Origin of the sequence: Mycobacterium parmense (assembly GCF_010730575.1) — a bacterium.
GTDB classification, from domain to species: Bacteria; Actinomycetota; Actinomycetes; order Mycobacteriales; family Mycobacteriaceae; genus Mycobacterium; species Mycobacterium parmense.
This window is the reverse complement of record NZ_AP022614.1, coordinates 1,747,612-1,769,088: the sequence shown is the minus strand read 5'-3', so window position 1 is coordinate 1,769,088 and position 21,477 is coordinate 1,747,612. Positions and strand designations below refer to the sequence as shown.

Genomic DNA, 21,477 nt, shown 5'->3' with positions numbered 1-21,477 from the left:
GAAACGCGTCGGTAGGCGCACTCTCGCGGTCAGGCGGAAGGCGGCACCGGCCGGCGCAGCGGCGAATGCCCCTGCACGCCTTCGGCGTACGCGGTCTCGGCGTGCTGGGTGAAGTCAGCGCCCGTCGTCTCCTCCTCGGCGCTGAGCCGGAAGCCCATGAACCGGTCGATCACTTTCGCCAGCACGAACGACACGACGAACGCGTAACACGCGACGACGACGATCGCCAGCACCTGCCTGCCCAGCTGGTCGAAGCCGCCCCCGTAGAACAGGCCGCGGGGACCCGACGTCATCACCGCGGTGGCGAGCAGCCCGATCAGCGACACGCCCACCACGCCGCCGACGAAGTGCACCCCGACCACGTCGAGCGAATCGTCGTAGTTGAAGCGGAATTTCGCGCCCACAGCGAACGAACACACCACGCCGGCGGCGAGGCCGACCACCGCGGCGCCCAGCGTGTCGACGGTGCCGCACGACGGGGTGATGGCCACCAGCCCGGCAACCACGCCGGAGGCCGCTCCGAACGTCGTGGGTTTGCCGTCGCGGATCTGCTCGACCGAGAGCCAGCCGAGCATCCCGAGGCACCCGGCGACGAGCGTGTTGAGGAAGATGGCCGCGGCGGTCCCGCTGGCGGCCAGCGCGGATCCGGCGTTGAACCCGAACCAGCCGAACCACAGCAGGCCCACCCCGAGCAGGACGAACGGCAGGTTGTGCGGGCGCATCGCATCTTTTTTGAAGCCGATGCGGGGCCCGAGCACCAGCGCCAGCGCCAGCGCGGAGGAACCCGAGACGATCTCGACGACCAAGCCACCGGCGTAGTCGAGCACGCCGAGCCTGGCCAGCCAGCCACCGGGACCCCACACCCAGTGCGCGACAACCGAATACACGACTATTGCCCACACCGGGACGAAAACCACCCATGCCGCGAACTTGGCGCGGTCGGCGATCGCTCCGCTGACCAGCGCGGCCGTGATGATCGCGAAGGTCAATTGGAAGGTGGCGTAAAGCAGTTCGGGAACGGTGCCGTGGACGCTGCCGGGGCCGATGCCGAGCATCCCGAGGTGCCGGAGGTTGCCGACGAGCCCGCCCGCGCCGTCCTCGGAGAACGCGATGGTGTAGCCGACCAGCAGCCAGACCACCGTGACCAGCGGTATGCAGATGAAGCTCATCATGATCATGTTGAGCACCCCGGTGGTGCGGACCATGCCGCCGTAGAAGATCGCCAGGCCCGGGGTCATCAGCAGCACCAGCGCGGTGCTGGCCAGCAGCCACGCGGTGGCGGCGGGGTCGATGGGGTGCACGGTCCGGGCTCCTCCTAGCGCCCCGGGGGGCCCGGGACACCGGGATATTGCCACGGTCGCCGTGCCGGTAGGTTCGGTGGGTGGTTGCGGACCGGCTGGTGGTCGATCCGGTCGAGGCCGCGCGCCGGCTGCTCGGCGCCACGCTCGTCGGGCGCGGTGTGCGCGCGATCGTGGTCGAGGTCGAGGCCTACGGCGGGGTGCCCGACGGGCCGTGGCCGGACGCCGCGGCGCACTCCTACCGCGGGCGCAGCGGCCGCAACGCCGTGATGTTCGGGCCCCCCGGACGGCTCTACACCTACCGCAGCCACGGCATCCACGTCTGCGCCAACGTCTCCTGCGGACCCGACGGGACCGCCGCTGCCGTCCTGCTGCGGGCCGCGGCGCTCGAAGGGGGTATCGACGTCGCGCGCGCCCGCCGTGGCGAGCTGGTCCGCACCGCGGCACTGGCGCGGGGCCCGGGCAACCTGTGCTCGGCCCTGGGAATCACCATGGACGACAACGGGATCGACCTGTTCGATCCGGACAGCCCGGTGGCGCTGGAGCTCAGCGAACCGCTGACGGCCGTCGCGGGTCCCCGCGTCGGCGTCAGCCAGGCCGCCGACCGGCCGTGGCGGCTGTGGCTCGCCGGCCGGCCGGAGGTGTCGGCCTACCGGCGCAGTCCCCGGGCGCCGGCGCCGGGTGCCAGCGACTAGCCTCGACGATTTTGGAAGGATCGATCCCATGATCATCGACGAGCTGGGCTGGCGCGGGCTGATCGCGCAGTCCACCGACCTGGACGCGCTGGCCGCCGAGGCGCAGCGCGGGCCGATGACGGTCTACGCGGGCTTCGACCCGACGGCCCCGAGCCTGCATGCCGGGCACCTGGTGCCGCTGCTGGCGTTGCGGCGCTTCCAGCGTGCGGGCCACCGCCCGATCGTGCTCGCCGGCGGCGCCACCGGCATGATCGGCGACCCGCGTGACGTCGGCGAGCGCACCCTCAACGAGGCCGACACCGTCGCCGAGTGGACCGAGCGGATCCGCGGGCAGCTGGAGCGCTTCGTCGACTTCTCGGATTCGGGGGTTTCACCCACCGGTGCCATCGTCGAGAACAACCTCGAGTGGACGGGCGCGTTGTCGGCCGTCGAGTTCCTGCGCGACATCGGCAAACACTTCTCGGTCAACGTGATGCTGGACCGCGACACCATCCGCCGCCGCCTGGAGGGCGAGGGCATCTCCTACACCGAGTTCAGCTACATGCTGCTGCAGGCCAACGACTACGTCGAGCTGCACCGCCGGTACGGCTGCAACCTGCAGATCGGCGGGTCCGACCAGTGGGGCAACATCATCGCCGGGGTTCGCCTGGTCCGCCAGAAGCTGGGCGGGACGGTGCATGCGCTCACCGTGCCGCTGGTCACCGCCGCCGACGGCACCAAGTTCGGCAAGTCCACCGGCGGCGGCAGCCTGTGGCTGGACCCGCAGCTCACCAGCCCCTACGCGTGGTACCAGTACTTCTTCAACACCGCCGACGCCGACGTCATCCGGTACCTGCGCTGGTTCACCTTCTTGTCGGCCGACGAACTGGCCGAGCTCGAACAGGCGACGGCCGAGCGTCCGCAGCAGCGGACCGCGCAGCGGCGGCTGGCCCGCGAGCTCACGGTGCTGGTACACGGCGAACACGCCACCGAGGCGGTCGAGCACGCGAGCCGCGCGCTGTTCGGGCAGGGCGAGCTGGACCGCCTCGACGAGGCGACGCTGGCCGCGGCCCTGCGCGAGACGTCGGTCGCCGAACTCAAACCCGGTGAGCCCGACGGCATCGTCGACCTCCTGGTGGCCAGCGGTCTTTCCGACGGCCGCAAAGCCGCGCGCCGCACCATCGGCGAGGGCGGCGTCTCGGTCAACAACACCCGCGTCGAAAGCGAGGATTGGGCGCCGCAGCCGTCGGACTTCCTGCACGGCCGCTGGCTGGTGCTGCGCCGCGGCAAGCGCAACGTCGCCGGCGTCCAGCGCCTCTAGAACGGGCGACCGGCGCGACCGCAGCCGCAAAACGCGGTGTTGTCCCAACCTTGACCTGTCCGTGTCGTCGACGTGACCCTCGGGCGCCACTGTTGTCACGGTGATTTCCCAGACGCACGCATACCCGGCCGTTCTGCGGACCTTCGGCGTCTTCGCGGCCCTGGCTGCGCTGGCCTCGACGTCGGCGCCGCCCGTGCGCGCCGACATGATGGGCAACGCGTTCCTGTCGGCCCTGGCCAACGCCGGCTTGTCGCTTTCCGAGCCCGCGGCCGCGACGGCGCTGGGCGAGTCGGTCTGCCCCATGCTCGTCACGCCGGGCGGGTCGTTCGACGGGGTGGTCGCCAGGGTGCGCGACAGCAACGGCATGCCCGAGCAGGCGGCGGGGCTGTTCACCATCGTGGCGATCGCCACCTACTGCCCGGCGGTCCTGGCATCGCTGATGCCCCACCGGCTTCAGGGGTAGCTGCCCGTATTCTCGGCAGCGTGGTCGACGACAGGCGGGGGCGCAGCGGCGAACGGCGTCCGGGATCCGGCAACTGGTCGGGGCCGGGCCGTGCCCGTTCGGCGCAGCCGCGAACCCGCGCCGCCCAGGGCGCCGAGGCCAAGCCCCAGGACGGCCCGGCGATCCCGGAAGGTGTGGAGGCCCGGCAGCTGGCGCCCGAGGTGCGGCGCGAACTAAGCACCCTGGACCGCGCCACGGCCGACGCGGTCGCGCGCCACCTGGTCGCCGCCGGTTCCCTGCTCGACGAGGACCCTGAGGCCGCTTTGCAGCACGCCCGCGCGGCGCGGGCCCGCTCCAGCAGGATCGCGGCGATCCGCGAGGCCGTCGGCATCGCCGCCTACTACACCGGCGACTGGGCCCAGGCGCTCGCGGAGCTGCGCGCCGCCAAGCGCATGGGCAGCAAGTCCTCGCTGCTGGCGTTGATCGCCGATTGCGAACGCGGGCTTGGCCGCCCGGAGCGCGCGATCGAGTTGGCGCGCGGGGAGGAGGCGGCCCGGCTCGAGGGCGACGACGCCGACGAGCTGCGCATCGTCGCCGCCGGCGCGCGTGCGGATCTGGGACAGCTGGAGCAGGCGCTGACGGTCCTGTCCACGCCGCAGCTGGACCCGGACCGCCGGGGCTCGACTGCGGCCCGGCTGTTCTACGCCTACGCCGACACGCTGCTGGCGCTGGGCCGCAACGACGAAGCGCTGCACTGGTTTCTGCGCTCGGCGGCCGCCGACATCGACGGCGTCACCGACGCCGAAGACCGGGCCGGCGAACTCGGTTGAGAGCATGAAAACCATTGCACAGCAATATGATTGCCTGCTGATCGACCTGGACGGCACGGTCTTCCGCGGCGCCCAGCCGACCGTTGGCGCCGTGCAGTCGCTCGACGAGGTGCGCAGCCGCAAGCTGTTCGTCACCAACAATGCGTCCCGCAGCGCCGACGACGTCGCCGCGCATCTGACCGAACTCGGGTTCACCGCCACCGGCGCGGACGTCGTCACCAGCGCGCAAAGCGCGGCCCGCCTGCTGTCCAACCTGCTGCCGGCGAACTCGCGCGTGCTGATCGTGGGCACCGACGCGCTCGCCGACGAGGTCGCCGCCGTGGGCCTGCGCCCGGTGCGCAGCTACGACGACGACCCGGCGGCCGTCGTCCAGGGCTTGTCGAAGACCCTCGGCTGGCCGGAACTGGCCGAGGCCGCGCTGGCCATCCGGTCGGGCGCGCAGTGGGTGGCGGCAAACGTCGACCCCACGCTGCCCACCGAGCGCGGGCTATTGCCCGGCAACGGGTCCATGGTGGCCGCGCTGCGGGCTGCCACCGGCGCCGAGCCCCGGGTCGCGGGCAAACCGGCCCCGGGGCTGTTGACCGACGCGGTGGCCCGGGGCGACTTCCGGGCGCCGCTGGTGATCGGCGACCGGCTGGACACCGACATCGAGGGCGCCAACGCCGCCCGGCTGCCCAGCCTGATGGTGTTGACCGGCGTCAACACCGCGCGTGACGCCGTGTATGCCCGGCCCGACCATCGGCCCACCTACATCGGCCACGACCTGCGCTCGCTGCATGCCGACGCGACGCGGTTGCAGGTGGGCCCACAGCGGGGCTGGCGCGCCGAACTGCGCGCCGGCGTGGTGACCGTCGGCGCCAACGGCGCCGGCGACGACCGTGACGACGACGGCCTGGCTGTCGTCCGCGCGGTCGCGTGGGAGGTGTGGAAAGCCCAGCCCGGCGGGCCGCCGGTGCGCATCGAGGCCGCCGACGGGCGGGCCCGCGACGCGCTGCAGCGCTGGTCGTTGGTGCACGGCGGGTAGCGGATGACTAGCGTGGAAACGCAATGACTATCGATCCCGCTCAGATTCGCGCTGAAATAGACTCCCTGCTCGCCCGGCTGCCCGACCCGCAGAACCCGGATTCCGCCGAGGACGGTCCGTCGCTGGCCGAGCTCGAGGAGATCGCCCGCCGCCTTTCGGAGGCGCACGACGTGCTGCTGGCCGCGCTGGAGTCGGCGGAGAAGGGCTGAGTGCCCGCGTGTCTCGACATGCCCGCGTTGACGCCGAACTGGTCCGCCGCGGCCTCGCGCGGTCCCGCCAGCAGGCCGCCGAGTTGATCAGCGCGGGCAAGGTCAGCATCGACGGAATGCCCGCGCTCAAGCCCGCCACCGCCGTCGCCGCCACCGCGGCCCTGACCGTCGCCGCCGACACCGGACGCAGCTGGGTATCCCGCGGCGCCCACAAACTCATCGGTGCGCTGGATACGTTCGGGATTCCCGTGGCGGGCCGGCGCTGTCTGGACGCCGGCGCGTCCACCGGCGGGTTCACCGAGGTGTTGCTGGACCGCGGCGCGGCCCACGTGGTCGCCGTCGACGTCGGCTACGGGCAGCTGGCCTGGCCCCTGCGCTGCGATCCGCGGGTCACCGTCGTCGAGCGCACCAACGCCCGCGACCTGTCGCCCGCGGCCATCGGCGGCCCGGTCGACCTGGTGGTCGCCGACCTGTCGTTCATCTCGCTGGCCACCGTGTTGCCGGCGCTCGCTGGATGCGCCTGCCCGGGCGCGGATATCGTTCCCATGGTGAAGCCACAGTTCGAGGTGGGCAGGGGGCAGGTCGGCGCGGGCGGGGTGGTCCACGACCCCGAGCTGCGGGCCGACGCGGTGCTGGCCGTCGCTCGCCGGGCCGAAGAGTTGAGCTGGCATCCCGTGGGCGTCGCCGCCAGCCCGCTGCCGGGCCCGTCGGGCAATGTCGAATACTTTCTGTGGCTGCGGGCCGGTACGGACGGCGCGCTGACCGACGACAAGCTGGTGGATGCGGTGCGGCGCGCCGTGCGGGAGGGGCCCCGGTGACTTCTGAGACGACGGCGCGCCGAACCGTGCTGATGGTGGTGCACACCGGCCGCGGCGAGGCCACCGAGACGGCGCGACGCGTCCAGAAAGTCTTGCACGACAATGGGATTGCGCTGCGCGTGTTGTCAGCGGAGGCCGTCGACCGCGGCACGGTGCAGGTATTGCCCGACGACATCCGCGAGATGGGGGTCGAGATCGAGGTGGTCGACGCCGACCCCCGGGCGGCCGAGGGGTGCGAACTGGTCCTGGTGCTCGGCGGGGACGGCACTTTCCTGCGGGCCGCCGAACTTGCCCGCAACGCCGAAATCCCGGTGCTCGGCGTCAATCTGGGCCGGATCGGGTTCCTCGCCGAGGCCGAGGCCGAGGCCATCGACCGGGTGCTCGAACACGTCGTCGCGCGCGACTACCGGGTGGAGAACCGCCTGACCCTCGACCTGGTCGTGCGCCACGGCGGCCGCGTCATCGAGCACGGCTGGGCACTCAACGAGGTCAGCCTGGAAAAAGGTCCGCGGCTGGGTGTGCTCGGGGTGGTCGTCGAGATCGACGGCCGGCCGGTGTCGACCTTCGGCTGCGACGGGGTGCTGGTGTCGACGCCCACCGGTTCCACCGCTTACGCCTTCTCCGCGGGCGGCCCCGTGCTGTGGCCCGACCTCGAGGCAATCCTGGTGGTGCCCAACAACGCTCACGCGCTGTTCGGGCGCCCCATGGTCACCAGCCCCGCCGCCACGATCGCCATCGAGGTCGAGGCCGACGGCCACGACGCGCTGGTGTTCTGCGACGGCCGCCGCGAGATGCTGATCCCGGCCGGCAGCCGAATCGAGGTGAAGCGGTGCGACGTGTCGGTGTTGTGGGCGCGCCTGGACAGCGCGCCGTTCACCGACCGTCTGGTGCGCAAGTTCCGGTTGCCGGTGACCGGTTGGCGCGGGAACTGACGGCCTGCCCGCGGTGCTGACGGAATGCTGACCGAAATCCGCATCGAGTCGCTCGGGGCGATCAGCGCCGCGGTCGGGGAGTTCGGCCGCGGGCTCACCGTCCTGACCGGCGAGACCGGCACCGGCAAGACGATGGTGGTGACCGGGCTGCACCTGCTCGGCGGCGCGCGCGCCGACCCCACCCGGGTGCGGTCGGGCTCCGAGCGCGCCGTCGTCGAGGGGCGGTTCAGCACAACGGATCTCGACGATTCATCGGTGGCCGCGCTGGACGCGATCCTGGACGCGTCGGGGGCCGAGCGCGACGAGGACGGCAGCGTGATCGCCCTGCGCTCGGTGAGCCGTGACGGGCCGTCGCGGGCCTTCCTCGGCGGCCGCAGCGTGCCCGCGAAGTCGCTGGGCGACTTCACCACCGGGCTGCTGACCTTGCACGGGCAGAACGACCAGCTGCGGCTGATGCGGCCGGAGGAGCAACGCGGCGCGCTGGACCGCTTCGCCAAGGCGGGGCCCGCGCTGGAGCGCTACGGCAAACTACGCGACGCGTGGCTGTCGGCGCGGCGCGACCTGTTCGACCGGCGCAACCGCATGCGCGAGCTCGCCCTGGAGGCCGACCGGCTGAGTTTCGCCCTCAACGAGATCGACGCCGTGGACCCGCAACCCGGCGAGGATGACGCGCTGGTTGCCGAGATCGTGCGGCTCTCCGAGCTGGACACGCTGCGCGATGCGGCGGCCACGGCCCGCGCGGCCCTGTCCGCCGAGGACGCCGACGGCGCCGGCTTCAGCGCCATCGATTGTCTCGGGAAGGCCAGGGCCGCGCTGGAATCGACCGACGACGCGAAGCTGCTGGCGCTGGCCGGCCAGATCGGCGAGGTGCTGACCGTGGTGGTCGAGGCGGGCCGCGACCTGAGCGGATACCTCGACGAGCTGCCGGTCGACGCGAGCGCGCTGGAGTCCAGGCTGGCCCGGCAGGGCGAACTGCGGACGCTGACCCGCAAGTACGCCGCGGACATCGACGGGGTGCTCGCCTGGGCGCAGGAGTCGCGGCAACGGCTGGCCCAGCTCGACGTCTCCGAGGAGGGCCTCGCGGTGCTGGGCGCCCGGGTCGACGAGCTCGCCCGCGAATTGGCAGAGGCCGCAACTGATCTCAGTGCGATCCGGCGTAAGGCCGCCAAGCGGCTCGCCAAGGAGGTCACCGCCGAGCTGTCCGGCCTCGCGATGGCCGACGCGCAGTTCAGCATCGACGTGACTCCCGACGTCGCGCCGGATCCCGACGATCCCGCGGCGCTGCGGCTGCCCTCGGGCGAGCTGGCCCGGGCCGGCGCCGACGGTGTCGACCAGGTCGAGTTCGGCTTCGCCGCACACCGCGGGATGGATCAGCTGCCGCTGGCCAAGAGCGCCTCGGGTGGCGAGCTGTCCCGGGTGATGTTGGCGCTGGAGGTGGTGCTGGCCGCCTCCGCGGCGGGCACCACCATGGTTTTCGACGAGGTCGACGCCGGCGTCGGCGGGCGGGCCGCGGTGCAGATCGGGCGGCGGTTGGCGCGGCTGGCGCGCACGCATCAGGTCATCGTCGTCACGCACCTGCCGCAGGTGGCGGCCTACGCCGACGTGCACCTGGTGGTGCACGGCGCCGGGCCCAAGGGGACCAGCGTGGTGCGGACGGTGACCGGTGACGAGCGCGTCGCCGAGCTGGCGCGCATGATGGCCGGGCTGGGCGAGTCCGACAGCGGCCGCGCCCACGCCCGCGAACTGCTCGACACGGCGCAGAACGACCAGGCCTGACGCCCCCGATTCCGCGAGCGCGCGTGTCTGTACAACGACACGCCGCGCAGCCCGTGCATTTGCGGACCCTCGCGCAACGGAAGCGAGACGCTCCTGTGACTAATGGGACTCTAGATAACTTCTGTGGCTGATGTTACGGCGCGCCTCCGCCCCGGCCCGGGCCTTCACCGACAGAATCGAGGCCCATGAAGATGTCAGGCCTCCTCTCCCGTAACCCCACCCGGCCCGGCCTCACCGGCACCGCCCGGGTAGACCGCAATATCGACCGACTGCTGCGCAGGGTGTGCCCCGGCGACATCGTGGTGCTCGACGTCCTGGACCTGGACCGCATCACGGCCGACGCGCTGGTGGAAGCCGACATCGCCGCCGTCGTCAACGCGTCGCCGTCGGTCTCGGGCCGCTACCCCAACCTCGGTCCGGAGGTGCTGGTCAACAACGGGGTCACGCTGATCGACGAGACCGGGCCCGACGTCTTCAAGAAGGTCAAGGACGGCGCCAAGATCCGCCTGCACGAGGGCGGCGTGTACTCCGGCGACCGCCGCCTCGTCCGCGGCACCGAGCGCACCGACCACGACATCGCCGACCTGATGCGCGAGGCCAAGAGCGGACTGGCCGCCCACCTGGAGGCGTTCGCGGGCAACACGATTGAGTTCATCAAGAGCGAGAGCCCGCTGCTGATCGACGGCATCGGCATCCCCGACGTCGACGTGGACCTGCGCCGCCGGCACGTGGTGGTCGTCGCCGACGAGCCCAGCGCCGAGGACGACCTGAAGTCCCTCAAGCCGTTCATCAAGGAGTACCAGCCGGTGCTCATCGGCGTGGGGACGGGCGCGGACGTCCTGCGCAGGGCGGGCTACCGGCCGCAGATCATCGTCGGCGACCCCGACCACATCAGCGCCGAGGCCCTCAAGTGCGGCGCCCAGGTGGTGCTGCCCGCCGACGCGGACGGCCACGCACCGGGGCTGGAGCGGATCCAGGACCTCGGCGTCGGGGCGATGACGTTCCCGGCCGCGGGCTCGGCGGTCGACCTGGCTCTGCTGCTGGCCGACCACCACGGCGCCGCGCTGCTCGTGACGGCCGGGCACACCGCCAACATCGAGACGTTCTTCGACCGGACCCGCTCGCAGAGCAACCCCTCGACCTTCCTCACCCGGCTGCGGGTGGGGGAGAAGGTGGTCGATGCCAAGGCGGTGGCCACCCTGTACCGCAACCACATCTCGGCGGGCGCCATCGCGCTGCTGGCCCTGACGATGCTGATCGCCGTCATCGTGGCCCTGTGGGTGTCACGCACCGACGGGGTGGTGCTGCAGTGGGTCACCGAGTACTGGAACCACTTCTGCGTGATGGTGCAGAAGTGGGTGACGTAACTACCGCGGGGGGCGTTCACGCACATGATCTCGTTACGCCAACACGCGCTCTCACTCGCCGCGGTCTTCCTGGCGCTGGCCGTGGGGGTGGTCCTGGGTTCCGGCTTTCTGTCGGACACCCTGCTCTCCAGCCTGCGTGACGAGAAGCGCGACCTGTACACGCAGATCAGCGGGCTCAACGACCAGAAGAACGTACTGAACGAGAAGCTCAGCGCCGCAAACAATTTCGACAACCAACTGGTTGGCCGCATCGTGCACGACGCGCTGGGCGGCAAGTCGGTGGTGGTGTTCCGCACCCCGGACGCCAGGGACGACGACGTCGCCGCGGTCTCGAAGTTCATCGGCCAGGCCGGCGGCACCATCACCGGCACGGTGTCGCTGACGCAGGAATTCGTCGACGCCAATTCCGCCGAGAAGCTGCAGACGGTGGTGAACTCGTCGATCCTGCCGGCCGGCCAGCAGTTGAGCACCAAGCTGGTCGACCAGGGCTCGCAGGCCGGCGACCTGCTGGGCATCGCTTTGATGGTCAACGCCAACCCCGCGGTCCCGCCAGTCGATGATCCCCAGCGCGACACCGTCCTGGCGGCGCTGCGCGACACCGGCTTCATCACCTACCAGCCCAGCGAGCACCTGGGCGCGGCCAACGCCGCGCTGATCGTCACCGGGGGCGCGCTGCCCCAGGACGCCGGCAACCAGGGAGTCAGCGTGGCGCGCTTCTCGGCCGCGCTGGCGCCGCACGGCTCCGGTGCCCTGCTCGCCGGTCGCGACGGCTCGGCGACGGGCGGGGCGGCGGTGGCCGTGGCCCGCGCCGACGCCGGCATGAATTCCGCGGTCAGCACCGTCGACGACATCGACGTCGCCCCCGGCCGCATCACCGCCGTCCTGGGCCTGCACGACCTGATCAACGGCGGCCACGTCGGGCAGTACGGCACCGGGCACGGGGCGACGTCGATCACAGTGCCTCAGTAAATCTGAAGTGGCGGGCGTGTTCCCCACCACATAGCGTGGTGGATGTTAGGGTGGGTTTCCGTGGGTCGGCAGGCCCATCTGGTCAATCGCCAGGTTGATGCCAGAAAACTTTTCAGCCCTGCCCGTCTTCACGGAGGTCGCCTGTGCGGAAGCACCCGCAAACCGCCACCAAGCATCTCTTCGTCAGCGGCGGCGTCGCGTCGTCGCTCGGCAAGGGGCTGACCGCCAGCAGCCTGGGTCAGCTGCTGACCGCACGCGGTTTGCACGTGACGATGCAGAAGCTCGACCCTTACCTCAACGTCGACCCCGGCACCATGAACCCTTTCCAGCACGGCGAGGTGTTCGTCACCGAGGACGGCGCCGAGACCGACCTCGACATCGGGCACTACGAGCGGTTCCTGGACCGTAACCTGTCCGGGTCGGCGAATGTCACTACCGGACAGGTGTATTCGACCGTCATCGCCAAGGAGCGCCGCGGCGAGTACCTCGGCGACACCGTCCAGGTCATCCCGCACATCACCGACGAGATCAAGCGGCGGATCATGGCGATGGCCCTGCCCGACGAGGACGGCAACCGCCCGGACGTCGTCATCACCGAGATCGGCGGCACCGTGGGTGATATCGAGTCGCAGCCGTTCCTGGAGGCGGCGCGGCAGGTCCGCCACGACCTCGGCCGGGAGAACGTCTTCTTCCTGCACGTGTCGCTGGTGCCCTATCTGGCCCCGTCGGGTGAGCTCAAGACCAAGCCCACCCAGCACTCGGTCGCCGCGCTGCGCAGCATCGGTATCACCCCGGACGCGCTGATCCTGCGCTGCGACCGCGACGTGCCCGAAGCGCTGAAGAACAAGATCGCGCTGATGTGCGACGTCGACATCGACGGCGTCATCTCCACCCCCGACGCCCCGTCCATCTACGACATCCCCAAGGTGTTGCACCGCGAGGAACTCGACGCGTTCGTGGTGCGCCGGCTCAACCTGCCGTTCCGTGACGTCGACTGGACGCAGTGGAACGACCTGCTGCACAGGGTGCACGAGCCGCACGAGACCGTCCGGATCGCTTTGGTGGGCAAATACGTTGAACTCTCCGACGCCTACCTGTCGGTGGCCGAGGCGCTGCGCGCGGGGGGCTTCAAGCATCACGCCAAGGTCGAGATGCACTGGGTGGCCGCCGACGGCTCGGAGGCCACCGGTGACATGGCCGCCGCCCTGGACAACGTGCACGGCCTGCTGATCCCCGGCGGCTTCGGCATCCGCGGGATCGAGGGCAAGATCGCCGCCATCCAGTACGCGCGCACCAGGGGCCTTCCCGTCCTGGGCCTGTGCCTCGGCCTGCAGTGCATCGTCATCGAGGCGGCGCGCTCCGCCGGGCTGACCGAGGCCAGCTCCGCCGAATTCGACCCGGACACACCGGATCCCGTGATCTCCACGATGGCCGACCAGCTCGACATCGTCGCCGGCCAGGCGGACCTGGGCGGCACCATGCGGCTTGGCGCCTATCCCGCTGTGCTGCAGGAGGATTCGATTGTGGCCCAAGCCTACGGCGCCACCGAGGTCTCCGAGCGCCACCGGCATCGCTACGAGGTCAACAACGCCTACCGCGACAAGATCGCCGAGAGCGGCCTGAGATTCTCCGGCACCTCGCCCGACGGCCATCTGGTCGAGTTCGTCGAGTACCCCCCGGAAGTGCACCCGTTTTTCGTCGGCACCCAGGCCCACCCCGAGCTGAAGAGCCGGCCCACCCGGCCGCACCCGCTGTTCGTGGCGTTCATCGGGGCCGCCATCGACTACAAGTCGGGCGAGCTGCTGCCGATGGACATCTCCGAGCACTCACCCAACGGCGTCCAGCATCAAGACGGCATGCAGCGCCCGGTGCCCGAACCCGCTACCCGTGGCTGATCACGTCTTCGAGACGGTATCGTCCGAAACCCTCTACACCGGAAAGATTTTCGCACTGCGCCGCGACGAGGTCGCGATGCCGGGCGATACCACCGCGGTCCGCGAGGTGGTCGAGCACTACGGCGCGGTGGCCGTGGTCGCGATGGACGACGGCGGCAACATCCCGATGGTCTATCAGTACCGGCACCCGTTCGGCCGGCGCCTGTGGGAGTTGCCCGCGGGACTGCTGGACGCCGCGGGAGAGCCGTCGCATCACACGGCCGCGCGCGAGCTGCAGGAGGAGGCCGGCCTGCGGGCCGAAACCTGGCAGGTGCTGGTCGATCTGGACTCCACGCCCGGCTTCAGTGACGAGTCGGTGCGCGTGTACCTGGCCACCGGCATCAGCCAGGTGGAGCGGCCCGAGGCGCACCACGAAGAGGCCGACATGACCCTGCGGTGGTTCCCTCTGGCGGAGGCGGTCCGCAAGGTGCTGGGCGGTGAGATCGTGAACGCCATTGCCGTGGCGGGCATCCTGGCCGCCCACGCGGTGCAGACCGGGCTCGCGCAACCGCGGCCCGTCGACAGCCCCTGGGCCGACAGGCCGACGGCGTTCGCCGCGCGAAAGTCCGCGCGGTGACGACGCTGACCCTGGAGACTCAACTCCAGGGCTATCTCGACCACCTCACCATCGAGCGGGGCGTCGCGGCCAACACCTTGAGCTCCTATCGGCGCGATCTGCGCCGCTACTCAAAGCACCTGTCGGACCGCGGGATTCACGACCTGGCCAAGGTGGGGGAGGACGACGTCAGCGAGTTCCTGGTGGCGTTGCGCCGCGGCGACCCCGATTCGGGCGCCGCGGCGCTGTCCGCCGTCTCGGCGGCAAGGGCGCTGATCGCGGTGCGCGGCCTGCACCGGTTTGCCGCGGCCGAGGGACTCGCCGAGCTCGACGTGGCGCGGGCGGTCAGGCCGCCGACTCCGGGACGGCGGCTGCCCAAGAGCCTGACCATCGACGAGGTGCTCGCCCTGCTGGAGGGCGCGGGTGGCGACAGCCCGGCCGACGGCCCGCTGACGCTGCGCAACCGTGCGCTGCTCGAGTTGCTGTACAGCACCGGCGCGCGGATCTCGGAGGCCGTCGGCCTCGACGTCGACGACGTCGACACCCACGCCCGATCGGTGTTGCTCAGCGGCAAGGGCGGCAAGCAGCGGCTGGTGCCGGTGGGCCGTCCCGCCGTGCAGGCGCTGGACGCCTACCTGGTGCGGGGCCGTCCCGAGCTGGCGCGGCGGGGCCGGCAGGTGTCGGCGACGCCGGCCATCTTCCTCAATGCGCGCGGCGGGCGGTTGTCGCGGCAGAGCGCGTGGCAGGTGCTGCAGGACGCCGCCGAGCGGGCCGGCATCACCTCGGGTGTGTCTCCGCACATGCTGCGGCATTCGTTCGCCACCCACCTGCTGGAGGGTGGGGCCGACGTCCGCGTGGTGCAGGAGCTGCTGGGTCACGCCTCGGTGACGACGACGCAGATCTACACCATGGTCACCGTGCACGCGTTGCGCGAGGTGTGGGCGGGAGCCCACCCGCGAGCGCAGTGAGCGGGCTCAGGCCAGGTACTCGGACTCCAACACCAGGTCGGACACCAACGACTGGTACTCCAGGTGCGCCTTGTGTTCCTTCGTGTTCCACAGCGTGCCCTGCTGCTGGCGCATGTACTCGCGGTACTTCGGCGCGCCGGGCACCCGGACGTTGTCGGCGACCACAATCGATCCCGGCCGCAGCCACCCCCGTTCCAGGATGCTCTTCAGGTCGTCCAGGTAGGCGTCCTTGTCGTGGTCGAGGAATACGAAATCCAATGCGCCCGAGGTGAATCCGTGCTTGCTCGCCAGCGTGTCCAGGGTGCGCCCGCCGTCGCCGATGGTCCCGACGACGCATGTCACCCGGTCGGCGACGCCCGCGTGGGTCCAGATCCGGCGGGCGTTGGCGGCGTTGGCCTCGGCGAGTTCGACAGAGTAGACCTTCGCGTTCGGGGCGGCCCGGGCGATCCTCAGGGCGCCGTAGCCGCAGTAGGTTCCCAGTTCGAGCGCCAGCGCGGGATTGGCGCGTCGCACCGCGGCGTCGAGCAGCAGCCCCTTCTCGTCGCCGACGTTGATCAGCATCGACTTCTCGTAGGCGAACGTGTCGATGGCGCTCAGCACGTCGTCGATGTCGCCGGGCCTGGCATGGGCCAGGACGTAGTCCACGGCGGCGGCCTCGCGTCCGTCACCGATCTGGCCGGTGGTGGTGATGTTGCGGGCCCCGGCGGCCATTCGCCACACCGACCACCGCAGCAGAGGGAGCCGTCGCTTCAGATCCATAGACCCCACGATAGGCCTGGGTCGCACCCGTCGACGACTGTGCCGGCATGTCCGCCGAGCACCCCAGCACCTCGGCATTGGGGCTGGTGTGACTGCTGTGAACCCTGCTAACTCAAGTGCCTTCGACCTGCGAAATTCGCAGATATCGGCTGGTAATCGCCCTGCGGGTCGCCCGGCTTCGGCGGGCCCACCCGTTAGACTTTCCGACGATGTTCACCTGCCGAACACCCTCGCCATGAGCGATCAGCCGGACGGCGGCGTCCCGCTCGGCCTGACCGGACGGCCGCCGCGGCCGATCCCCGAGCCGCAGCCGCGCACCTCGCACGGCCCGGCCAAGGTCATCGCGATGTGCAACCAGAAGGGTGGCGTCGGCAAGACAACGTCCACGATCAACCTGGGCGCCGCGCTCGCCGAATACGGCAGGCGTGTCCTGCTCGTGGACATGGACCCGCAGGGCGCGCTGTCGGCCGGCCTGGGTGTTCCGCACTACGAGCTGGAGAAGACCATCCACAACGTTCTGGTCGAGTCGCGCGTGTCGATCGACGACGTGATGATTCACAGCCGCTACCGCAACCTCGACCTGGTGCCCAGCAACATCGACCTGTCGGCGGCGGAGATCCAGCTGGTCAACGAGGTCGGCCGCGAGCAGACGCTGGGCCGGGCGCTGCACCCGGTGCTGGACCGCTACGACTACGTGCTGATCGACTGCCAGCCGTCGCTGGGCCTGCTCACCATCAACGGGCTGGCCTGCGCCGACGGCGTGGTGATCCCCACCGAGTGCGAGTTCTTCTCGCTGCGCGGGCTGGCGCTGCTGACCGACACCGTCGAGAAGGTGCGCGACCGGCTCAACCCGAAGCTGGATATCAGCGGCATCCTGCTCACCCGGTACGACCCGCGCACGGTCAACGCCCGCGAGGTGATGGCCCGCGTCGTCGAGCGATTCGGTGATCTAGTGTTCGACACCGTGATCACGCGGACCGTCCGATTCCCGGAGACCAGCGTCGCGGGCGAACCGATCACCACGTGGGCGCCGAAGTCCACCGGCGCCATCGCCTATCGCGCGCTGGCCCGCGAGTTCATCGACCGATTCGGCGCGTGACCGGCAGTTTGACGGGTGAGGCACCGCAGCAGAACGGCTTTCGCGTCCGCCTCACCAACTTCGAGGGGCCGTTCGACCTTCTGCTGCAGCTGATCTTCGCCCATCGCCTCGACGTCACCGAGGTGGCGCTGCACCAGGTCACCGACGACTTCATCGCCTACACCCGCGAGATCGGTTCTCAGCTCAGCCTGGAGGAGACGACGGCGTTCCTGGTGATCGCCGCGACCCTGCTCGACCTGAAGGCCGCGCGGCTGCTGCCGGCCGGGCAGGTCGACGACGAGGAGGACCTCGCGCTGCTCGAGGTGCGCGACCTGCTGTTCGCCCGGCTGTTGCAGTACCGCGCCTTCAAGCACGTCGCAGAGATGTTCGCCGAGCTCGAGGCCACCGCGCTGCGCAGCTACCCGCGGTCGGTCTCGCTGGAGGACCGGTTCACCGAGTTGTTGCCGGAAGTGATGATCGGCGTCGACGCGCAGCGGTTCGCCCAGATCGCCGCGATCGCGTTCAGCCCGCGGCCGGTCCCGACCGTGGCCATCGGGCACCTGCACGAGGTCGCGGTCTCGGTGCCCGAGCAGGCCAAGCGGTTGCTGGAGTTTCTGGAAGCGCGGGGCAGCGGCCAATGGGCGACGTTCTCGGAACTGGTCGCCGACTGCGGGACGCCGATGGAGGTGGTCGGCCGGTTCCTGGCGCTGCTCGAACTGTACAGATCCCGGGCGGTAGCATTCGATCAGTCAGAGCCGCTTGGCGTGCTCCAAATTTCGTGGACCGGGGAACGTCCCAGCAGCGAAGCCTTGGTAGAAGTGCGGGACGAGTGATGAGTGAATACGAGCCGGAGGTCGACCTCGGCTCCGGTATCGAGGGCATCCCGGACATCGCCGAGGCGGCACCCATGGATGCCAGCGAACTCGGCTCCGTACTCGAGGCGCTGTTGCTGGTGGTCGACACCCCGGTGACCGCCGAGGCGCTGGGATCGGCCACCCAGCAACCCGTGTACCGCATCGCGGCCCGGCTGCAGCAGCTGGCCGACGAACTCACCGAGCGCGACAGCGGCATCGACCTGCGGCAGACCAGCGAGGGCTGGCGGATGTACACCCGCGCGAAGTTCGCGCCCTACGTGGAGAAACTGCTGCTGGACGGCGCACGCTCCAAGCTCACCCGGGCCGCGCTGGAGACGCTGGCCGTGGTCGCCTACCGCCAGCCGGTGACCCGCGCGCGGGTCAGCGCGGTCCGCGGGGTCAACGTGGACGCCGTGATGCGCACCCTGGTGGCGCGCGGGCTGATCACCGAGGCCGGCGTCGACGGCGACACGGGCGCAACAACCTTCGCCACCACCGACCTGTTCCTGGAGCGCCTGGGGTTGACGTCGCTGACCGACCTTCCCGACATCGCCCCGCTGCTTCCCGACGTCGACACGATCGAGGACCTGAGCGAATCCCTGGACACCGAGCCGCGTTTCATCAAACTGACCGGCGGCGCGGCGACCGACCAGCCGCTGACCTTCGACGTGGACCGGGATTGATGGCCGAGATCGAAGGGATCCGCCTGCAGAAAGTCTTGTCGCAGGCCGGAATCGCGTCACGGCGAAACGCCGAGAAGATGATCCGCGACGGCCGCGTCGAGATCGACGGGCAGGTGGTCACCGAGCTGGGCACCCGCGTCGATCCCGACGTGTCGGTGGTGCGCGTCGACGGCGCCCGGATCGTGCTCGACGAGTCGCTGGTGTACCTGGCGCTGAACAAGCCCCGCGGCATGCACTCGACCATGTCGGACGACCGCGGCCGGCCGTGCATCGGCGACCTGATCCAGCACAAGGTGCGGGGAAACAAGAACCTGTTTCACGTCGGGCGGCTTGACGCCGACACCGAAGGGCTGATCCTGTTGACCAACGACGGCGAGCTGGCGCATCGGCTGATGCACCCGTCGCACGAGGTGCCCAAGACCTACCTGGCGACGGTGACCGGGTCGGTGCCGCGCGGCCTCGGCAAGCGGCTGCGCGCGGGGATCGAGCTGGACGACGGGCCGGTCCGCGTCGACGACTTCGCGGTCGTGGACGCCATCCCCGGCAAGACGCTGGTGCGGGTCACGTTGCACGAGGGGCGGAATCGCATCGTCCGGCGGCTGCTCGCCGCGGTGGGATTCCCGGTGGAGGCGTTGGTGCGCACCGACATCGGCGCGGTGTCCCTGGGCAAGCAGCGTCCGGGCAGCATCCGGGCGCTGACCCGCGAAGAGGTCGGGCAGCTGTACAAAGCGGTGGGCCTGTGAGTGCCGGCAATGGCGTCGTGGTCGCTATCGACGGCCCCGCCGGGACGGGAAAATCCTCGGTCTCAAGAAGATTGGCGCGGGCCATTCGGGCACGCTACCTCGACACCGGGGCGATGTACCGAATGGTGACACTGGCGGTGCTGCGCGCTGGCGTCGACCCGTTCGATGCCGACGCCGTCGGGCGGATCGGCTCGACGGTGCAGATGTCGGTCGGCCATGACCACGACGGCGACCGCTATTACCTTGCCGGAGAAGATGTCTCGGCCGAAATTCGCGGTGACGAGGTCACCCGCAACGTCTCGGCGGTGTCGGCGGTGCCCACGGTGCGCGCCCGCCTCGTCGGGCTGCAGCGCTCGATGGCCGAGGGCCCCGGCAACGTGGTCGTCGAGGGCCGCGACATCGGGACCGTCGTGCTGCCGGACGCGGCGCTGAAGATCTTCCTGACCGCGTCGGCCGAGACCCGCGCCCGGCGGCGCAACGATCAGAACGTGGCGTCGGGCCTGCCGGACGACTATGCCGGCGTGCTGGCCGACGTGCGCCGCCGCGATCACCTCGACTCCACCCGGCCGGTGTCGCCGCTGCGTGCGGCCTCCGACGCGGTGGTGGTGGACACCAGCGACATGACCGAGTCCGAAGTGATCGACCACCTGCTGGATCTGGTGCGGCAGAAAAGCGAGGCGGTCCGGTGAGCGACGACGGCACCTGGTCCGACGAAAGCGACTGGCAGTCAGTCGAATTCGATGTCGAGGACACCGCAGAGGCGGGGCCCGCGCCCGTCGTGGCGGTGGTGGGCCGGCCCAACGTCGGCAAGTCGACGCTGGTCAACCGGATCCTCGGCCGCCGCGAGGCGGTGGTGCAGGACGTGCCCGGCGTGACGCGCGACCGGGTTTCCTACGATGCGCTGTGGACCGGTCGCCGGTTCGTCGTGCAGGACACCGGGGGCTGGGAGCCCGACGCCAAGGGTTTGCAGCAGCTGGTCGCCGATCAGGCGTCGATCGCCATGCGCACCGCCGACGCGGTGATCCTGGTCGTCGACGCGACCGTCGGGGCCACCTCCGCCGACGAGGCCGCCGCGCGCATCCTGCTGCGCTCGGGCAAGCCGGTCTTCCTGGCGGCCAACAAGGTCGACAGCGACCGAACCGAGGCGGACGCGGCGGCGCTGTGGTCGCTGGGCCTCGGTGAGCCGCACCCGATCAGCGCGATGCACGGTCGCGGCGTGGCAGACCTGCTCGACACGGTGCTCGCGGCGGTGCCCGAGGTGTCGGAGGTGGCGCCGGCGGCGGGCGGGCCGCGACGGGTGGCCCTGGTCGGCAAGCCCAATGTGGGCAAGAGCTCGTTGCTCAACAAGCTTGCGGGTGACCAGCGTTCGGTGGTGCACGACGTTGCCGGCACGACGGTGGACCCGGTCGACTCGCTGATCGAATTGGGCGGCAAGGTGTGGCGGTTCGTCGACACCGCGGGGTTGCGGCGCAAGGTCGGGCAGGCCAGCGGGCACGAGTACTACGCCTCGGTGCGCACCCACTCGGCCATCGACGCCGCCGAGGTGGTGGTGGTGCTCATCGACGCGTCCGAACCCCTGACCGAGCAGGACCGGCGCGTGCTGACCATGGTGATCGAGGCCGGGCGCGCGCTGGTGCTGGCGTTCAACAAGTGGGATGTGGTCGACGAGGATCGCCGCGAGCTGCTCGAGCGTGAGATCGACCGCGAGCTGGCGCAGCTGCGCTGGGCGCAGCGGGTCAACATCTCGGCGAAGACGGGTCGCGCGGTGCAGAAGCTGGTGCCGGCGATGGAGACCGCGCTGCAGTCGTGGGACGCCAGGATCGCGACCGGCCCGCTCAACGCGTGGCTCAAGGAGGTGGTGGCGGCCACACCGCCGCCGGTGCGCGGCGGCAAACAGCCGCGGATTCTCTTCGCCACCCAGGCCACCGCGCGGCCGCCGACGTTTGTCCTGTTCACCACCGGTTTCCTCGAGGCCGGCTACCGGCGATTCCTGGAACGCCGGCTGCGCGAGACGTTCGGCTTCGAGGGCAGTCCGATCCGCATCAACGTGCGGGTCCGCGAGAAGCGGGGCGCCAAGCGGCGTTGAGCGTGCCTGCTTCGAACGTGCACCCACTGCGAGAAAACCGGCGTTTTCCCGCGCTCAGTGCACACTCGACGCCCCGGAGCGCACACTCGAAGGCCATGACGGGGCGGCGGCCCGGTTGCGGTAGGCTTTCGACCGCTGCCGGTGGAGTCCACCGGC

Annotated in this window: 22 protein-coding genes; 20 read left to right on the top strand and 2 right to left on the bottom strand. The window is 70.6% G+C overall.

Annotation, left to right across the window (positions count from 1 at the left end; all coding sequences use genetic code 11):
• Positions 1-29: 29 nt before the first annotated feature.
• Complete coding sequence (locus tag G6N48_RS08095; protein WP_085271614.1) at positions 30-1,301, bottom strand: ammonium transporter; 1,272 nt, start codon at positions 1,299-1,301, stop codon at positions 30-32.
• 80 nt (positions 1,302-1,381) lie between these two features.
• On the opposite strand from G6N48_RS08095, the gene G6N48_RS08090 reads away from it, so the two are divergent.
• The 14 genes from G6N48_RS08090 (at position 1,382) to xerD (ending at position 15,118) form a co-directional block, all read left to right on the top strand.
• On the top strand, positions 1,382-1,993 hold the full coding sequence (locus tag G6N48_RS08090; protein ID WP_085271613.1) for a DNA-3-methyladenine glycosylase: 612 nt from the start codon (positions 1,382-1,384) through the stop codon (positions 1,991-1,993).
• A gap of 19 nt (positions 1,994-2,012) precedes the next feature.
• Positions 2,013-3,293 (top strand): tyrosine--tRNA ligase, encoded by a 1,281-nt coding sequence (gene tyrS / locus G6N48_RS08085; RefSeq protein ID WP_139826007.1) that lies wholly within the window; start codon positions 2,013-2,015, stop codon positions 3,291-3,293.
• Positions 3,294-3,393: 100 nt separating this feature from the next.
• A complete protein-coding gene (locus tag G6N48_RS08080; protein WP_085271611.1) occupies positions 3,394-3,756 on the top strand; it encodes a DUF732 domain-containing protein in 363 nt (120 codons plus the stop codon).
• A 20-nt stretch (positions 3,757-3,776) separates the two neighbouring features.
• Complete coding sequence (locus G6N48_RS08075) at positions 3,777-4,565, top strand: tetratricopeptide repeat protein (RefSeq protein WP_139826002.1); 789 nt, start codon at positions 3,777-3,779, stop codon at positions 4,563-4,565.
• 4 nt (positions 4,566-4,569) lie between these two features.
• Positions 4,570-5,589: an HAD-IIA family hydrolase gene (locus tag G6N48_RS08070; RefSeq protein WP_085271610.1), complete on the top strand. Its 1,020-nt coding sequence runs from the start codon at positions 4,570-4,572 to the stop codon at positions 5,587-5,589.
• A 23-nt stretch (positions 5,590-5,612) separates the two neighbouring features.
• Positions 5,613-5,798: a hypothetical protein gene (locus tag G6N48_RS08065; RefSeq protein WP_085271609.1), complete on the top strand. Its 186-nt coding sequence runs from the start codon at positions 5,613-5,615 to the stop codon at positions 5,796-5,798.
• 8 nt (positions 5,799-5,806) lie between these two features.
• Positions 5,807-6,616 carry a TlyA family RNA methyltransferase gene (locus G6N48_RS08060; RefSeq protein ID WP_085271608.1) on the top strand — a complete coding sequence of 270 codons (810 nt, stop codon included), beginning with the start codon at positions 5,807-5,809 and terminating at the stop codon, positions 6,614-6,616.
• Positions 6,613-7,548 carry an NAD kinase gene (locus G6N48_RS08055; RefSeq protein WP_139826001.1) on the top strand — a complete coding sequence of 312 codons (936 nt, stop codon included), beginning with the start codon at positions 6,613-6,615 and terminating at the stop codon, positions 7,546-7,548. The genes G6N48_RS08060 and G6N48_RS08055 overlap by 4 nt, the downstream gene beginning before the upstream one ends.
• A 24-nt stretch (positions 7,549-7,572) precedes the next feature.
• Positions 7,573-9,324, top strand: coding sequence for a DNA repair protein RecN (gene recN / locus G6N48_RS08050; RefSeq protein ID WP_085271606.1), 1,752 nt, complete (start codon positions 7,573-7,575; stop codon positions 9,322-9,324).
• Positions 9,325-9,509: 185 nt separating this feature from the next.
• The gene (gene steA / locus G6N48_RS08045; protein ID WP_085271605.1) at positions 9,510-10,691 is read left to right on the top strand and encodes a putative cytokinetic ring protein SteA; all 1,182 of its coding nucleotides are present in this window, start codon (positions 9,510-9,512) and stop codon (positions 10,689-10,691) included.
• Between the two features lie 24 nt (positions 10,692-10,715).
• On the top strand, positions 10,716-11,660 hold the full coding sequence (locus G6N48_RS08040; RefSeq protein ID WP_085271604.1) for a copper transporter: 945 nt from the start codon (positions 10,716-10,718) through the stop codon (positions 11,658-11,660).
• A gap of 143 nt (positions 11,661-11,803) precedes the next feature.
• Entirely contained in the window at positions 11,804-13,555 is a 1,752-nt protein-coding gene (locus G6N48_RS08035) for a CTP synthase (RefSeq protein WP_085271603.1), read from the top strand.
• Positions 13,548-14,171: an NUDIX domain-containing protein gene (locus G6N48_RS08030; RefSeq protein ID WP_085271602.1), complete on the top strand. Its 624-nt coding sequence runs from the start codon at positions 13,548-13,550 to the stop codon at positions 14,169-14,171. Before G6N48_RS08035 ends, G6N48_RS08030 begins: the two co-directional genes overlap by 8 nt.
• Positions 14,168-15,118 (top strand): site-specific tyrosine recombinase XerD, encoded by a 951-nt coding sequence (xerD, locus tag G6N48_RS08025; protein ID WP_085271601.1) that lies wholly within the window; start codon positions 14,168-14,170, stop codon positions 15,116-15,118. Before G6N48_RS08030 ends, xerD begins: the two co-directional genes overlap by 4 nt.
• A 6-nt stretch (positions 15,119-15,124) precedes the next feature.
• Here the strand turns inward: xerD and G6N48_RS08020 are convergent, their stop codons facing one another.
• The gene (locus tag G6N48_RS08020) at positions 15,125-15,877 is read right to left on the bottom strand and encodes an O-methyltransferase (protein WP_085271600.1); all 753 of its coding nucleotides are present in this window, start codon (positions 15,875-15,877) and stop codon (positions 15,125-15,127) included.
• A gap of 235 nt (positions 15,878-16,112) precedes the next feature.
• Between G6N48_RS08020 and G6N48_RS08015 the strand changes: the two genes are divergently transcribed.
• From G6N48_RS08015 to der, 6 genes are read left to right on the top strand one after another with little or no spacing between them, the layout of a single operon-like run.
• Positions 16,113-16,976 (top strand): ParA family protein, encoded by an 864-nt coding sequence (locus tag G6N48_RS08015; RefSeq protein ID WP_085271599.1) that lies wholly within the window; start codon positions 16,113-16,115, stop codon positions 16,974-16,976.
• Entirely contained in the window at positions 16,973-17,788 is an 816-nt protein-coding gene (locus tag G6N48_RS08010; RefSeq protein ID WP_085271598.1) for a segregation/condensation protein A, read from the top strand. The genes G6N48_RS08015 and G6N48_RS08010 overlap by 4 nt, the downstream gene beginning before the upstream one ends.
• Positions 17,788-18,492: an SMC-Scp complex subunit ScpB gene (scpB, locus tag G6N48_RS08005; RefSeq protein ID WP_085271597.1), complete on the top strand. Its 705-nt coding sequence runs from the start codon at positions 17,788-17,790 to the stop codon at positions 18,490-18,492. The genes G6N48_RS08010 and scpB overlap by 1 nt, the downstream gene beginning before the upstream one ends.
• Complete coding sequence (locus G6N48_RS08000; protein WP_085271596.1) at positions 18,492-19,235, top strand: pseudouridine synthase; 744 nt, start codon at positions 18,492-18,494, stop codon at positions 19,233-19,235. The genes scpB and G6N48_RS08000 overlap by 1 nt, the downstream gene beginning before the upstream one ends.
• On the top strand, positions 19,232-19,924 hold the full coding sequence (gene cmk, locus G6N48_RS07995; RefSeq protein ID WP_232066572.1) for a (d)CMP kinase: 693 nt from the start codon (positions 19,232-19,234) through the stop codon (positions 19,922-19,924). The genes G6N48_RS08000 and cmk overlap by 4 nt, the downstream gene beginning before the upstream one ends.
• Positions 19,921-21,321, top strand: coding sequence for a ribosome biogenesis GTPase Der (der, locus tag G6N48_RS07990; protein WP_085271595.1), 1,401 nt, complete (start codon positions 19,921-19,923; stop codon positions 21,319-21,321). The genes cmk and der overlap by 4 nt, the downstream gene beginning before the upstream one ends.
• Positions 21,322-21,477 lie beyond the last annotated feature (156 nt).